The sequence below is a fragment of the Streptomyces sp. NPDC031132 genome, from assembly GCF_055570595.1.
Genome location: NZ_JBVIGX010000004.1, coordinates 149,960 through 163,960 on the forward strand (window position 1 = coordinate 149,960; position 14,001 = coordinate 163,960).

The 14,001-nt window shown below is 73.3% G+C and carries 14 protein-coding genes and 1 tRNA gene; 3 read left to right on the forward strand and 12 right to left on the reverse strand.

Annotation, left to right across the window (positions count from 1 at the left end; genetic code table 11):
• Positions 1-3: 3 nt before the first annotated feature.
• Positions 4-1,122, forward strand: a complete 1,119-nt coding sequence (locus ACZ49B_RS08310; protein ID WP_468301892.1) for a terpene synthase family protein — start codon at positions 4-6, stop codon at positions 1,120-1,122.
• 2 nt (positions 1,123-1,124) lie between these two features.
• Here the strand turns inward: ACZ49B_RS08310 and ACZ49B_RS08315 are convergent, their stop codons facing one another.
• The 6 genes from ACZ49B_RS08315 to ACZ49B_RS08340 form a co-directional block, all read right to left on the reverse strand.
• A complete protein-coding gene (locus tag ACZ49B_RS08315; protein WP_468301895.1) occupies positions 1,125-2,522 on the reverse strand; it encodes a cytochrome P450 in 1,398 nt (465 codons plus the stop codon).
• Positions 2,519-3,139, reverse strand: a complete 621-nt coding sequence (locus ACZ49B_RS08320; protein WP_468301898.1) for a GTP-binding protein — start codon at positions 3,137-3,139, stop codon at positions 2,519-2,521. The genes ACZ49B_RS08315 and ACZ49B_RS08320 overlap by 4 nt, the downstream gene beginning before the upstream one ends.
• On the reverse strand, positions 3,120-3,479 hold the full coding sequence (locus ACZ49B_RS08325) for a DUF742 domain-containing protein (RefSeq protein WP_468301901.1): 360 nt from the start codon (positions 3,477-3,479) through the stop codon (positions 3,120-3,122). Before ACZ49B_RS08325 ends, ACZ49B_RS08320 begins: the two co-directional genes overlap by 20 nt.
• Positions 3,476-3,886, reverse strand: a complete 411-nt coding sequence (locus tag ACZ49B_RS08330) for a roadblock/LC7 domain-containing protein (protein ID WP_468301904.1) — start codon at positions 3,884-3,886, stop codon at positions 3,476-3,478. The genes ACZ49B_RS08325 and ACZ49B_RS08330 overlap by 4 nt, the downstream gene beginning before the upstream one ends.
• On the reverse strand, positions 3,883-5,547 hold the full coding sequence (locus ACZ49B_RS08335; protein ID WP_468301906.1) for a sensor histidine kinase: 1,665 nt from the start codon (positions 5,545-5,547) through the stop codon (positions 3,883-3,885). The genes ACZ49B_RS08330 and ACZ49B_RS08335 overlap by 4 nt, the downstream gene beginning before the upstream one ends.
• 417 nt (positions 5,548-5,964) lie before the next feature.
• Positions 5,965-6,038: transfer RNA gene (locus ACZ49B_RS08340), tRNA-Pro, on the reverse strand.
• Positions 6,039-6,146: 108 nt separating this feature from the next.
• On the opposite strand from ACZ49B_RS08340, the gene ACZ49B_RS08345 reads away from it, so the two are divergent.
• On the forward strand, positions 6,147-6,683 hold the full coding sequence (locus tag ACZ49B_RS08345; RefSeq protein ID WP_468301909.1) for a DUF309 domain-containing protein: 537 nt from the start codon (positions 6,147-6,149) through the stop codon (positions 6,681-6,683).
• Between the two features lie 54 nt (positions 6,684-6,737).
• Here the strand turns inward: ACZ49B_RS08345 and ACZ49B_RS08350 are convergent, their stop codons facing one another.
• The 4 genes from ACZ49B_RS08350 to ACZ49B_RS08365 are packed head-to-tail and all read right to left on the reverse strand — an operon-like array spanning position 6,738 to position 10,031.
• The gene (locus ACZ49B_RS08350; protein ID WP_468301912.1) at positions 6,738-7,127 is read right to left on the reverse strand and encodes a VOC family protein; all 390 of its coding nucleotides are present in this window, start codon (positions 7,125-7,127) and stop codon (positions 6,738-6,740) included.
• Positions 7,128-7,132: 5 nt separating this feature from the next.
• Complete coding sequence (locus ACZ49B_RS08355; protein ID WP_468301915.1) at positions 7,133-7,771, reverse strand: LutC/YkgG family protein; 639 nt, start codon at positions 7,769-7,771, stop codon at positions 7,133-7,135.
• Positions 7,768-9,279: a lactate utilization protein B gene (locus tag ACZ49B_RS08360; protein ID WP_468301918.1), complete on the reverse strand. Its 1,512-nt coding sequence runs from the start codon at positions 9,277-9,279 to the stop codon at positions 7,768-7,770. Before ACZ49B_RS08360 ends, ACZ49B_RS08355 begins: the two co-directional genes overlap by 4 nt.
• On the reverse strand, positions 9,276-10,031 hold the full coding sequence (locus ACZ49B_RS08365) for a (Fe-S)-binding protein (RefSeq protein WP_468301921.1): 756 nt from the start codon (positions 10,029-10,031) through the stop codon (positions 9,276-9,278). The genes ACZ49B_RS08360 and ACZ49B_RS08365 overlap by 4 nt, the downstream gene beginning before the upstream one ends.
• An 18-nt stretch (positions 10,032-10,049) precedes the next feature.
• Between ACZ49B_RS08365 and cobF the strand changes: the two genes are divergently transcribed.
• Positions 10,050-10,802, forward strand: coding sequence for a precorrin-6A synthase (deacetylating) (cobF, locus tag ACZ49B_RS08370; protein ID WP_389592587.1), 753 nt, complete (start codon positions 10,050-10,052; stop codon positions 10,800-10,802).
• A 6-nt stretch (positions 10,803-10,808) separates the two neighbouring features.
• Here the strand turns inward: cobF and ACZ49B_RS08375 are convergent, their stop codons facing one another.
• Positions 10,809-11,978: an aminotransferase class V-fold PLP-dependent enzyme gene (locus ACZ49B_RS08375; protein ID WP_468301925.1), complete on the reverse strand. Its 1,170-nt coding sequence runs from the start codon at positions 11,976-11,978 to the stop codon at positions 10,809-10,811.
• Between the two features lie 281 nt (positions 11,979-12,259).
• Positions 12,260-13,936 carry a glycoside hydrolase family 71 protein gene (locus tag ACZ49B_RS08380; protein ID WP_468301927.1) on the reverse strand — a complete coding sequence of 559 codons (1,677 nt, stop codon included), beginning with the start codon at positions 13,934-13,936 and terminating at the stop codon, positions 12,260-12,262.
• Between the last annotated feature and the right edge of the window lie 65 nt (positions 13,937-14,001).

Sequence of the window (14,001 nt, forward strand, 5' to 3'; positions counted from 1 at the left end):
CCGATGGCACCCGCGTACGACGAAAACACCCGCCCTTCCCGCATCGGCTGGCAACTGCCGCCGTTCTACTGGCCGTTCGAGAGGGGCTTGATCCACCCCAAGGCAGCCGAGCTCGAAGAGCGCTCCATCGCCTGGATCGATGCCTTCGGTCTGTACCCCGACGCCACCGAGCGTGCCTGGGGACTGGCCACCCGCAGCGTGGACTTCACCTGCCGGATCATCCCGCACGGCGAAGTGGAGCCGATGCTGCTCTTCGCCGAGTGGAACTACTGGGCCTTCTCCACGGACGACTGGCAGGACGCCGATGCCGGCGCGGCGCGCACGGCGTCCGTCGTCGACCAGGGCACGCGCCTCGTCCGCACCCTCGAGACGCCTGGCTCCAGCCTGCTTCCACCGGGGCCGCACACCGCCGCGCTGGAGGACCTGGTGGCGCGCACCCGAGCCATGCTCACCCCCTTCCAACTGCACCGCTTCGCCGAGGGCGTCCGGGACTGGGTGTTCGGCGCCGCCTCCCAGGCCGCCAACGCCGAGCGGGGCATCATGCCGAGCCTCAACGACTTCTCGGCGACGCGGATCTCGGTCGGCGGCACCCGGTTCCTCCTGACCTGGTGCGACGCGGCCAACGGGATCTCGGTACCGGCCGAGGTGCTGTACTCCGCGCCCGTCCAGGCCTTGACCGACGCCGCCGGGTTCATCGTCGCGTGCGACAACGACCTGTTCTCGTACAACAAGGACGACCACCACGAGCCGCGGGAACAGAACCTGCTCAACGTGCTGGCCCTGCACCACGGCTGTACGCCCGCCGAGGCACTGCCCACCGCGTCCGCCCTGCGGGACAGGGCGGTGACGCTGTTCGGCCGGCTGCGCGAGCAGCTGGCACGCGACGCCGACGAGCAGCTCGGGCGCTATCTCGTCTCACTGGAGCACTGGATCGTGGGGAACACCGAATATCACAACCGCGCGCCGCGCTACGCCAGTCCGCGCAACCGCAACGTGCTGCCCGTCGAAGGTGCTTCGTACGACATCACCTGGAGCGACACGCCCAGCGACCCGAGCGTCGAGCCGCTGCCGGTCCCGGCTCTCGCCTGGTGGTGGCAGCAGCTAGACGACTCGTCACGCTGAGGTCAGCCGCGGCCGCGAAGGCGCGACCACCAGGAGACCCGGCCCGCCCGCCGATTCCCCGCAACGGGGGCGGCCGGCGGGGCCGTCGGCGCCGTCCGGGGCGCCTCTGCGGCCGGCCGGCCCGCGCCGGGTACGGGCGTGGACCCGGTGACGGTGCTGCCGCGCGGGGTGAACCGCACCGGGAGCGACACCAGGTGGCGTGACATCAGCGAGGCCTTCCACCGGAGCTCCTCCTCCACGACGGCCAGCTCCAGGTCGGGCAGCCGGGTCAGCAGGGTGTCGATGCCGGTGTCCGCGATGGCCCGCCCGATGTCCTGTCCGGGGCACTCGTGCGGGCCGCTGCTGAAGGCGAGGTGGGAGCGGTTGCCGTGGACGGGCTCCGTCAGATCGGGCCGGATCTCGGGGTCGACGTTGCCCGCCCCCAGCCCGAGCAGCAGCATGTCCCCGGCCTTGATCGGCGTTCCGGCCAGCTCCGTGTCGCCGGTGGCCCAGCGCCCCAGGATCGCCATGAACGGAGGCTCGTCCCACAGGACCTGCTCCAGGGCGTCCGGGAGCGTCATGTGACCGCCGGACAGGTTCGCGCGGAAGCGGCGGTCGGTGAGCACCATGCGCAGGGTGTTCGCGATCAGGTTGGCGGTCGTCTCGAAGGCCGCGATCAACACCAGCCGCAGGTGCTCCACGGCCTCGTCGTCGCTGAGTCCCGTGGGGTGCTCCACCAGCCAGGTGGTGAAGTCCCTGCCGGGCACCTCCCGCTTGCGTTCCACGAGCTCGCGGAGGGTGACCGAGACGTACTCGAAGCTGGCGACGGCCGTCTCGGTGCCCTGGATCATGTCGCGGGCCGCCTCGACGAGCCGGGGTCCGTACGACTCCGGGGCCCCGACGAGCTGGGTCATCACCAGCATCGGCAGCGGCTCGGCGAAGTCCTCGACCAGGTCTGCCCTTCCGGTCTGGGCGAAGGCGTCGATCAGCAGGTCGGCGAAGCGCTTGACGTACCGCCGGATGCCGCGCCGGTCGAAACGCTCCAGCGACTCGGTGATCGCCCCGCGCAGCCGCTCGTGCTCGACGCCTTCGACCAGGTGGCACACCGGCTGCCACGCGGTCATCGGCGTCAGGGGGTGGTCGGCGGGAACGTTTCCCTCCCGCTGGTCCCGCCAGTGGCGCGGGTCCCGGGCGAACCGGGACGGGGTGCGCACCACGTCCAGGTTCTCGCGGTGGCCGAGCACCAGCCAGGCGGGGAGGTCGCCCTGGACGAGGACGGGAGCCACCGCGCCGTGCTCGGCGCGCAGCTTCTCGTACAGGCCCATGGGGTCGGCCTCGGCCTCGGGTCCGTAGAGCCGGTGGGCCGGGCAGCCGGGCGGCGGGGCGGCCGGACCCGGCTGGGGGACGGGGGTGGTGCTCACAGTGCCTCCGGGGTCGCGGCGAGGGAGTGCAGGTAGCGCATCAGCGTCATCAGGACGTCGCGGCTGGAGTCGCGCCGCCGGGCGTCACAGAAGACGAGCGGTACGGACGGGGGCAGGTCGAGGGCGGCGCGCAGCTCCTCCAGCGGATGCTGGGGCGCTTCGGGGAAGGAGTTGACGGCGACGACGAACGGTACGCCGCGCTCCTCCAGCCGGCCGATCACGTCGAAGCTGACCTCCAGCCTGCGGGTGTCGACCAGCACCACCGCGCCGAGCGCGCCCTCGAACAGGCCGCGCCACAGGAACCAGAAACGCTCCTGGCCGGGAGTGCCGAAGAGGTAGAGCACCAGCTCCTCGTTGATGCTGATGCGGCCGAAGTCCATGGCCACGGTGGTGGAGGTCTTGCGTTCCACCCCCGCCGTGTCGTCGACGCCGACCCCGGCCTGGGTCATCGTCTCCTCGGTGGTGAGCGGCCGGATCTCGCTGACCGAGCCGACGAGGGTCGTCTTGCCGACCCCGAAGCCGCCCACGATCACCACCTTGACTGCGGCGGCGGCCGTGGCCGGCAGCGCGTCCTCGCGCCGGGGCGCGGTGGCCCGGTCAGAGCTTTCGAAGTCCATCGATGACTGCCTCAATCAGTGCCAGGTCCGGGAGTTTGGCGGGGGCGACGGGTGGGCGGGAGAGCACGTGCTTGGCGGCGAGCAGGTCACCGAGGAGTACGGTGACCACGCTCACCGGCAGACCGAGGTACGCGGAGATCTCGGCCACCGAGAGCGGCGACTGGCACAGCCGCATGATCGCCGCGTGCTCCGGCTGCATCCCGGGCCTGGGCCCCGACTTGGCGATGATCAGCGTGACGAGGTCGACGTGGGCGGGGACTAACCCGCCGCTGCGGCCGCCGGTGATCACGTAGAGCCGCTCGGGGGTGCCGTCCTCCCAGTCCCCGCCGGGATTGCTCACGCCGGCTGCCCGTCGCGGCGCGGCGGGCTGCTCAGGTGTTCTCCGATCCGGGCGACGAGGTCGCGCATGCGCTGGCCCATCAGGCCGGCGTCGACGCCTTCGTCGGCCAGTACGGCGAGGAAGGCGCCGGCACCGGCCGCCATCAGGTAGAAGAACCCGCCGTCCATCTCGATGACGACGAGCCGCATCCGGCCGCTGCTGCCCGGGAGTTCGGAAGCGACGGCGCCGGCGAGGCTCTGCAGTCCGGCGCAGGCGGCGGCGAGCCGGTCGGCGGTGTCGGTCTCCGCGCCGTACTGCGCCATGCGCAGGCCGTCGGCGGAGAGGACGACGACGTGGCGGGTCTGCGGAACGCTCTCGGCCAGGTCCTTGAGCATCCAGTCCATGTTGGTGGTCTGCTGCTGACTCATGGCTGTTCCCCCTTGCTCGCCGAGGCCGGCGAGGCGTCTGTGTTCTGGCTTGCTGCGCCGCTCCGGCTCGCGGTGGTCTGGCCCGAGGTCTGGCTCGCGGCGGTCTGGCTCTCCCCCGAAAGGCCGCCCTGGAAGGCGGCCAGCCACATCCCGGGCTGTACCTCGGGCTGGGGATCGGGCGCGGGCTCGGGCACGGCTCCGTACCCGTATCCGGCGCGGTCCGCGGCCGCCTCGGCCGCTGCCGTGATCCGGTCGCCGGTGCCGATCGGCGCCGGTGCCACGGCGCGGGTCTTGCGGCGGCGCTGCGGCAGGCCGTTCGGTGTCCGCTCGGTCACGGCGGGTACCTCGTCGGCGGCTGCCGGCATCCGGGGGCCGGTGACCGGGCGGCCGGCCGGTACTCCGGATTCTGCGGTGGCGGTGGCGGCGGCTTGGGTCGTTGCTCCGCCGGCCGGCGCCGGCGGGAGGGCGGCGCGGGGGCCCGAGGCGGTGCCGATGCCGTGGGCGACGCCGGTCGCGGCGGACGCGGTGGTGATCAGCTGCTGCGGGATCACCAGCACGGCCCGTACGCCGCCGTACGCCGACGAGCGCAGCGAGACCTGGAAGTCGTACGCCTGCGAGAGCCGGCCGACCACGGCCAGACCCAGGCGCGGGGTCTCCCCGAGGTCGGTGAGGTCGATGCCCTGCTGCGCCTGGCGGAGCATGCGCTCGGCCCGCTTGCGGGCCTCCTCGCTCATGCTCACGCCGCCGTCCTCGATCTCGACGGCGATGCCCGAGTTCACGTCCACGGCGGTCAGATGGACCTTGGTCTGCGGCGGCGAGTAGCGGGTGGCGTTGTCCAGCAGCTCGGCGAGCGCGTGGATGAGCGGTTCGACGGCCGGTCCGACGACGGCGACCTGCGAGACGGAGTGGAGCTCGACGCGCTGGTAGTCGATGATCCGCGACATGGCACCGCGCAGAACGCTGTACAGCGGGACGGCCTTGCTCCACTGGCGGCCGGGCCGCGCCCCGCCGAGTACGGCGATGGAGTCGGCGAGGCGGCCGATGAGGGCCGTGCCGTGGTCGAGCCGCAGCAGGTCGCCGAACACGTCCGGGCTGCGGCCGTGCCGGTCCTCCATCTCCCGCAGTTCCTGGGCCTGTTGGTGCACGATGGCCTGGACGCGGCGGGCGATGTTGACGAAGGCGCGCTGCGCGGAGTCGCGCAGGTCCTCCTCGGCGACGACGGCGTCGAGCACCGAGCGCAGCACGGCCTGGTGGGCCGCCCTGAACTCCTGTGTCAGGCCGGGCCCGTGGGTGTCGGGCTCCTCGAGCGAGGCGAGCACCTCCTCGGGGAACTCCCCCTTGCGCAGCCGCTCGACGACATCGGGCAGCAGCTCCTGCGCCAGCCGTACGGTCTCGGTCTGCTGCCGGTGCAGGGCCGCCTCGTGTGCGGCGACCGTCAGCCGCAGCGCGGCCAGCGCCTTGCCGCGCCGGGCGGCCTCACCGCAGGACAGCGCCACGGCCACGAAGGCCACGGCGCCGATCCAGGCGACGGGGGTGCGGGCAGGTGCGGACACCTGCGCCACGGCGATCGCCGCAGCAGCGGCGGTCAGCAGGGCGGGCAGCGCCCATGCGACGGGTGAGGTGGGCCCTGGACTTCCGGGCGACGATCCCACGCGAACCATCAGAACCCTCAAACGATCGAAAGCGAATGATCATATGACAACGGCCCGGAATCTTAGCGTCTATATGCAGGGCTCTTGACGGCAGGTCATGATCCGGACGCAGCAGGCGGGTTGACCGTCCATGATGTGGCCGAAACCCGTGGGCCCGACACCAAGGCCGCATGCCCCGAGCATCCCCTGCCACCCCAGTCCGCGCACGCTTGCGCCTCCACCATCACCCGCCCGAGGCCGCCGACCCGCCACCCAAGGATCGGCCGAATCCCGCCACCCGCGCCGGGGCCACTGAGCGGCTCATCGCCGCCTCGTCATCGGGCCAGGACTCGGCCGACGGTCATCAGGGCACGGAAAACACGATGGACCGCACTCGGCAAGGCCGAGTGCGGTCCATCGTGAAAAATTCTGATATCCGACTTTACGTCGGGACGACAGGATTTGAACCTGCGACCCCTTGACCCCCAGTCAAGTGCGCTACCAAGCTGCGCCACGTCCCGTTGTGCTGTTGATCTGGGGTTTCCCCCGTCCCTGCGGCACATGCAGAACATTACCCCACGTAGAGGGGTGCGCATGCACCGGTTTCCGGCGGGAGGGAGGATGGCCTGGTGAACGGACGGGATCGGGACGGTGAGGGGCGGGCGCGCAGCGCGCGGCCCAGGGACGGGCTGGGGCGGCCGCTGCCCTACGGGGAGCCGGGGGTGGAGCGGCAGCCCGAGGGCGTCGTGCGGACTCCCGCCGAGACGGTGGCCGAGGCACAGCGGCTGCTGGACGCCGGGATGCCGTTCCATGCGCACGAGGTGTTCGAGGACGCCTGGAAGTCCGGCCCGCCGGCCGAGGCCCCGCTGTGGCGGGCCCTCGCACAGCTGGCGGTCGGCCTCACGCACGCCGCCCGCGGAAACGCCGTCGGCGGCGCCCGCCTCTTGCGCCGCGGGGCCGCCGCCCTGGCCGGGCCCGACACGGGCGACGGGGCGGGGCCAAGCGCCGGGGCCGGCGGGGCTCGGGAGCCCTACGGGATCGATGTGCCGGGGCTGGTCCGCTGGGCCCGGGAGTTGGCCGGGCGGGTGGACGCCGGGCCGACCGTCGACGCGGCGGCCGAGGCCCCGCGGCTCGCCGCGCCGCCGGACGGCCCGAGCCCCGTCTGACCCCGGCCCGGGGTCGGCGGCGGTACCGCTCCGGGCGGCCGGGCCCGGCGACGGCTACGCCGGCTCGAGGAGGTCCCAGCGGTTGCCGTAGAGGTCTTCGAAGACGGCCACCGAGCCGTACGTCTCGTGGCGCGGCTCTTCCAGGAAGCGGACGCCCTCCGCGGTCATCCGGGTGTGGTCCCGGGCGAGGTCGTCGGTGTACAGGAAGAAGCCGACCCGGCCGCCCGTCTGGTCCCCGACCCGGGAGCGCTGGGCCTCGTCCTTGGCGCGGGCCAGCAGCAGTGCCGCCTCGGTGGCGCCCTCCGGGCGTACCACGACCCAGCGGGAGCCGTCCGGGCGCTCGGTGTCCTCGACGAGGGTGAAGCCGAGGGCGCGGGTGTAGAAGTCGATGGCCTCGTCGTAGTCGTGGACGACGAGGGCGGTGAGGGCGATGTATGCGGACATGGGACTCATTCTGCTGGTCCGGCCACCAGGACCACCTCCAGGGTGCGGGGGCCGTGCACACCTTCCACCCGGTCGAGTTCGATGTCGCTGGTGGCGGAGGGGCCGGAGATCCAGGTCAGCGGCCGCGTCGGGTCCAGCAGCGGCAGCGCCTGCGGGACCGAACCGACCACCTGGCCGGGGACCCGGACCACGCAGACGTGGTGGTCCGGGATCAGCGTGATGCGGCGCCGGCCCTGCCCGGGACCGCCGTCGAGGACGATCGTGCCGGTCTCGGCGATCGCCAGGGCGCAGCCGGTCACCACGCTGTCCACCTCGTCCAGTTCGTACGGGGTGGAGGCGGCGCGGTCCTGCACCGTCATCGCTTCCGCCGCCTCGAGCCAGTACGGGGGCAGACCGGGCGGGACGAGGACCGTTCGCGCTCCGCGCTCGGCCAGCAGTCGCGCGAGGAGGGGCGCGAGCCCGTCCTCGTCCGTGCGGTGCACCTTGGCGCGGTACTCGGCGAGGTTCGCGGCGAGCAGGTCGGCCGTTTCGGCCGGGGTGCGGGTGCCGTGGACCTGGAGGTAGTCCCGGGGGACGGCGGGGTCGGGGGCGCCGTCCGCCACCGCCCGGCGGATCCGGCCCAGGATGCGGTCCCTGCTGCTCATGCCCGCCCTCCCCGCTCCCGCGCCCACCAGTCGCGGAACGGCTCCGGCGGGGGCTCCGGCAGGTCTCGGGTGTCCGTCCATGCGCGGCCGGGGCCCGGCAGGCGGCGCGGCCGGAGCCTGCGGGCCCGGGCCAGGAGGCGCTCCCCCGTGCGCAGCGCGCCCGGGCGGTCCAGGAACAGGCGGGCGGCCCGCATCGCGGCCCGTTCGGCGGTGTGGCCGTGCGCGGGGCGGATCCGGACGCGGATGCCCCCGCGGGTCACCGGACCGCCCTGGGCCACCCGTTCGCGCAGGTGGACCAGGACCTCCGGGATGTCGATGGCGACCGGGCAGACCTCGTAGCAGGCCCCGCACAGCGTGGACGCGTACGGCAGCGACGCGTCGATCCCGCTGCCCGTACCCCGCAGTTGGGGACTGAGAATGGCGCCGATCGGCCCGGGGTAGACCGAGCCGTACGCGTGGCCGCCGGCGCGCTCGTACACCGGGCAGACGTTCAGGCAGGCGGAGCAGCGGATGCAGCGCAGCGCCTGGCGGCCCACCTCGTCGGCGAGGGTGTCGGTGCGGCCGTTGTCGAGGAGGACGAGGTGGAAGGCGGAGGGGCCGTCGCCGTCCGCCCCCCTCGAAGGGCCCAGCCCGGTCCACATCGTCGTGTACGGGTTCATCCGCTCGGCCGTGGACGAGCGCGGCAGCGTCTGGAGGAAGATCTCCAGGTCCCGGAAGGTCGGCACGACCTTCTCGATGCCGACGACCGAGATCAGGGTCTCGGGCAGCGTCAGGCACATCCGGCCGTTGCCCTCGGACTCGAAGACGACCATCGTGCCCGTCTCGGCGACCATGAAGTTGGCGCCGGAGACCCCGACCTTCGCCCGCAGGAACTTCTCGCGCAGGTGCAGGCGCGCCGCCTCGGCGAGCTCGCGCGGGTCGTCGCCGAGCCCGGCCGGTGCCGGAAGGCCCCAACGACCCATCTCCGCCTCGAAGATGTCCCGGATCTCGGCCCGGTTGCGGTGGATGGCCGGGACCAGGATGTGCGAGGGGCGGTCGTGGCCGAGCTGGACGATGAGCTCGGCCAGGTCCGTCTCGTACGCGGCGATCCCGGCCGCCTCGAGGGCTTCGTTGAGGCCGATCTCCTGGGTGGCCATGGACTTGACCTTGACCACCTCCCGGTGGCCCGTGGCCAGCACGAGCCCGGTCACGATCCGGTTGGCCTCGTCCGCGTCGGCGGCCCAGTGGACGGTGCCGCCGGCGGCCGTCACGGACTCCTCCAGCCGGAGCAGGTGGCGGTCGAGGTGGCGCAGGGTGTGGTCCTTGACGGCCTTGCCCGCCGCGCGCAGCCGGTCCCAGTCGGCCAGCTCGGCGACCGCCCGGGCCCGTTTGTCGCGGATGGTGTGGGTGGCGTGCCGGAGGTTGGTGCGCAGCACCCGGTCCCCGACGGCCTCCCGCGCCGCATCCGGGAAGGCGGGGAAGGTGGGGGAGGCCGGGAAGGCCGGCATTCCCATGAACGTGCCCGTCATCGCAGCGGTTCCTCCTCCGTCGAGGCCAGGATCTCGGCGAGGTGCAGGGCCCGCATCGCGTCCCCCCTGCGGTGCAGGATCCCGCCGAGGTGGGCCAGGCAGGAGTTGTCGGCCCCGCACAGCACGTCCGCGCCCGTCCCCACCGCACTGTCGATCTTGTCGGTGCCCATCGCCGCGGACACGTCCGGGTTCTTCACGGCGAAGGTGCCGCCGAAGCCGCAGCACTCCTCGGCGCCGGGCAGCTCGACCAGGTCCAGGCCCTTCACGGCGGCGAGCAGCCGCCGCGGGCGGTCCCCCAGCCCGAGCCCCCGCAAGCCGTGGCAAGAGGGGTGATAGGTGACCGTGTGCGGGAAGTACGCGCCCACATCCGTCACTCCGAGGACGTCGACCAGGAACTCGGTCAGCTCGTAGACGCGCGGTACGAGGTCCTCGGCCGGCGCCACCAGCCCGGAGCCACGCCCCTCCTGCTCGGCCAGGCGGGCGATGCGCGGGTAGTGGGCGCGGACCATCGCGGCGCAGGAACCCGAGGGGGTGACCACGTACGGGTACCCCGCGAAGGCCTCGGCGGTGCGCCGCAGCAGGGGTTCGCTCTCGCGCCGGTAGCCGGTGTTGTACTGCGGCTGGCCGCAGCAGGTCTGGGCCGCCGGGAAGTCCACGCCGACGCCGAGCCGCTCCAGCAGGCGTACGACGGCGATACCGGTCCGGGGGTACAGCGCGTCGTTGACGCAGGTGACGAACAGGGCGGCACGCATGACGGGCAGAATAGCGGCGTGAAGAAGTTCTCAGTGATCGGCATAGGCGCGGGCGACCCGGACCACCTGACCCTCCAGGCGGTCAAGGCGATCGGCGCGGCGGACGCATTCCTCATCCTGGAGAAGGGCGAGGAGAAGGCGGATCTGACCGGGCTGCGGCGCGCGATGCTCGACGAGCACGCCCGCCCCGGCCACCGGCTCGTGGAGGGCCGCGACCCGGACCGGGACCGGACCCCGGACCAGTACGCACCCACGGTGGACGGCTGGCGCAGCGCGCGGGCCGAGATCTTCGAGCGGTTCATCGCCGAGGACCTGGCGGACGGCGAGACCGGGGCGTTCCTGGTCTGGGGCGACCCCTCGCTGTACGACTCCACGCTCGCCATCCTGGACGAGGTGCTGGAGCGGGGCCGGGTGGCGTTCGAGCACGAGGTCGTGCCCGGCATCAGCAGCATCTCCTCGCTGCTGGCCCGCCACCGGACCAACCTGAACCGGGTCGGCCGGCCGGTCCAGATCACCACCGGCCGGCGGCTGGCCGAGGGCTGGCCGCAGGACGTGGACGACGTGGTGGTGATGCTGGACGCGCGGCACGCCTTCACGGCCCACCTCGACCAGGACCTCTTCATCTACTGGGGCGCCTACGTCGGCACCCCGGACGAGATCCTGGTCTCGGGCAAGCTGGCGGAGGTCGCCGGCCGGATCGAGGAGCTCCGGACCGAGGCCCGCGCCCGCAAGGGATGGATCATGGACACGTACCTGCTCCGGCGCGGCTGAAGCCCGTCATCCCACGTAGCCGGGGAGCACGGCGGCCAGGCGTTCGTACTCCTCGGGCCGGTTGTAGACCTGCCCGCAGACGCGGATGCCGCCGCCGCCCGGCCACGGCCAGACCAGCACCCGGATGCCCTGCTCCGCCGCGATCCGCTCGCGCAGCGCGCGGGCGGCCTCCGGGGTCTCGGCGGTGCCCGGCGGCAGCCGCAGGGAGCGCATCGCGAGGCCCTCGGTGTACGGGAGCGGGGTGAGCCCGGGGATCTCGGCCAGCAGGGCCGCGCCGTGGGCGGCCAGCGCGCTGTTGTGGGCCCGCACCTTGGCGGCGTCGAGCCGGTCGAGGAGGTCCAGGCCCTCGGGGGCGGCGAGCCAGCCCGTGTAGTCGGCGGTGGCGCGGTTCTCTACGGAGCGGGGGAACCCGTCCCCGTCCTCCCAGGAGGGCACCAGCGCCCGGACCCGGCTCCGGTGTCCGGGGGCGACGGCGAGGACGGCGCTGCCGGAGGGCGCGTACCCCCATTTGTGCAGGTTGCCGAACCAGAAGTCGGCGCCCCCGGCGAGCGGGTCCGCGATCATGCCGGGGACGTGCGCCCCGTCGACGACGGTGGTGACCCCGCGGGCGGCCAGGTCGGCGAGCAGCCGGGGCGAGGCGATGAGCCGGGCGGTGGGCGAGCTGATGTGGTCGAGCAGCGCCACCTTGGTACGGGGCGTCAGCCCGGCCAGCACGCTCTCGCGTACGGCGTCCTCGTCGGGAAGGTTCGGGTCCAGGGCGACGGTGGTGACCCGCGCGCGGCGGGCGGCGGCCGCGACGACGGTGCCGTAGCCGTGGTCGGTGACCAGGATCTCGTCGCCGTCGGCGAACGGGACGGCGTCGAGGGCGAGGTTGGCGCCCTCGGTGGCGTTGGCGATGAGGGCGATGCCGTCGGGGTCTGCGCCGAGGTGCCGGGCGATACGGGCGCGGGCCCCGGCGATCCGGTCCGCGGCGCCGATGAAGAAGGCGTCGGGATCGGCGTGCGCCTCCTCGCGCAGGGCGGCCTGGGCCTCCTGCACGGGGATCGGCACCGCGCCGAACGACCCGTGGTTCAGGTGGGCGATCTCCGGATCCAGCCGGAACAGCCCCGCTCCGCCGGGGAACTCGGCGGGGCCGGCGGGGCTCGACGGCGCGGCGGGGGTGGTCGGGTCGGTCACTGGTCCTCCGAGGGGTGGTGTGCGCTTGCCCGGATGATGCGGGGCCGCCGGGACGGCCCGGAAGGGCCAATGCCGCCAAGGTGGCCGGTGGACGCCCAGGCCACCCCCTAGGGGGTGTCGTCAAAGTCCCGTCTGGCCGGCGGGGCCCGGCACGCGCGCTCGCCGCGTTGTCGTCGGTCGACGACGCGAGCGTCGCCTCCCTCCTCCGCCTTGCGATCACACGCACCAGACCCCACCGGCCCCGCCCTCACGGGCGGACGACGCTACTTTGACGACACCCCCTAGTCCCGCCCGCTCGTGACGGCGTAATACTGCAGGTCCTGGACCTTCACCGTACGGTCCGCCGCATAGGGCAGTTTCACCTCCGTGCCGCGCTTGCCGTCGCGGACCACCACCGCCGAGCTGGTGCCCGGGCGCAGCGGGAGCAGTGCGGAGTGGATGCCGGCCGGGGCCTCGTGTTCGTCCTGGGCCGTGCCCACCGCCGTACGGACGGTCGCCGGGGCGGTCAGGAAGCTGAGCACCTCCACCGTGTCGCGAGGTGCGGCGCTGCCCTTGCGCAGGGACATCACCAGCGACTGGCTGCCGGTGGGGTCGGCCGCGGCGAACTGGGTGCGGGCGGAGACGTACAGCGTGTCGCGGACGATCTTCGGCCAGCTGCCCGTCTTGAACTTGGTCAGGTAGTACGAGGAAAGGTCCAGGTAGGCGTACCCGTTGTGCAGCGAGGGCGCGAACTGGCTGCCTTCCGAGTAGTCGTTCCAGGTGGTGAGCTGCACCCAGTCGGCGCCGTCGTCGATGGCGTGCGTCCAGGTGGAGCGCAGGGTGGCGGTGTTGCCGGCCTCGTCGTAGATGCCCTGGTTGGGGCGGGCGTCCTGGACCGACACGGGCTGCATCCAGATCTTGCCCATGCCGTGGGCCCGCTGTACGTCGCGGGTGGCGGAGTCCTGGCCGACGTAGCTGCGGCTGCCCCACTCGGAGAACCCGTGGCTGATCGGCGCGAACCGTGCGCTGTTGGCGCCGAAGTCGAGGAACGTCGGGACGAAGGCGGTGCGGATGCCGTGCCGGTTCTCGAGGAGGTCGAGCACCTGCGTCCACCAGGCGACGTCCTTCGCCTCCGCCTTGAAGGGGGAGACGACGAGCCGGCCGTCGCCGAGGCGGTGCGCGGCGGGGGCCTTGCCGAGGGCCGCGACGGCGTCGGCGAGCACGCCGGGGTCGCCGGTGGTCAGCGAGGTCATGTCCGGCATCAGCATGATCTTGAACGCGGGGTCGACGGCATGGGCGGCCTCCATCAGGAGGTGGGCGCGGTCCCGGTTCGGCCCGGACAGGGAGAGCATGTCGAGCGTGAACCCGTCGAGGCCGGCCGCGCGGGCGGTGCGCACCTCCTGCTCGAGGTTGGCACGCTCCCAGTTGCCGTCCTTGGGCCGGACGGGCAGCGGCCGGTCGCGCAGCAGGCCGCCGTACCGCTCGTGCTTGCCGTTCTCCCCGCCCGGGTTCAGGTAGTTGCGGGTGTAGTAGTCGGCGTCGGCGCTCGCGTTGTCCAGCGAGAGCGGGTACGGGGTGAAGTAGTGCGCGAAGACCAGCTTCCTGCCGGCGCCGCCGGTGCGCAGGGCGGCCGGCGCGGGCAGGTCGAAGGGCAGGGCCCCGGCGGGCCGTTGACCTTCGGCGCCCCCCGCGTCGCCGGCGCTGCCCGGCCCCTGGCCCTCGCCGCCCGGGCTCCCGCCGGGGGCGGGCGGCGCCTGACCGGTGGCGCCCGGCGCGGGGCTCCCGGAGCTGGTGTCGGGACCGGTGGGCCAGGGCGTGCCGACCGCGGAGGCGGCGGCGCCGTCCTGGCCGGAGGCGCGGGCGAACGGGTCCCAGGCGATGCCGGTGGCGGCGCAGACGCCGACGAGTAGGAACGCGGCGGCCAGCAGGGTCAGCAGCGGCCGGCCCCGGAACCCCCGGCGGCGGCGGTGCGAACTCATCGTGGATGCCCTCCCCTGCGGTGTGTCCCGGATGCGGGACTTGCACAGCAGTAGAGCCGATCCAC

Coding starts and splice junctions, on each gene's coding strand:
- ACZ49B_RS08310 (WP_468301892.1), top strand. CDS start 4: ATGGCACCCGCGTACGACGAAAACACCCGCCCTTCCCGCATCGGCTGG.
- ACZ49B_RS08320 (WP_468301898.1), bottom strand. CDS start 3,139: ATGGACTTCGAAAGCTCTGACCGGGCCACCGCGCCCCGGCGCGAGGAC.
- ACZ49B_RS08330 (WP_468301904.1), bottom strand. CDS start 3,886: ATGAGTCAGCAGCAGACCACCAACATGGACTGGATGCTCAAGGACCTG.
- ACZ49B_RS08335 (WP_468301906.1), bottom strand. CDS start 5,547: ATGGTTCGCGTGGGATCGTCGCCCGGAAGTCCAGGGCCCACCTCACCC.
- ACZ49B_RS08350 (WP_468301912.1), bottom strand. CDS start 7,127: ATGTCCGCATACATCGCCCTCACCGCCCTCGTCGTCCACGACTACGAC.
- ACZ49B_RS08355 (WP_468301915.1), bottom strand. CDS start 7,771: ATGAGCAGCAGGGACCGCATCCTGGGCCGGATCCGCCGGGCGGTGGCG.
- ACZ49B_RS08360 (WP_468301918.1), bottom strand. CDS start 9,279: ATGACGGGCACGTTCATGGGAATGCCGGCCTTCCCGGCCTCCCCCACC.
- ACZ49B_RS08365 (WP_468301921.1), bottom strand. CDS start 10,031: ATGCGTGCCGCCCTGTTCGTCACCTGCGTCAACGACGCGCTGTACCCC.
- ACZ49B_RS08380 (WP_468301927.1), bottom strand. CDS start 13,936: ATGAGTTCGCACCGCCGCCGCCGGGGGTTCCGGGGCCGGCCGCTGCTG.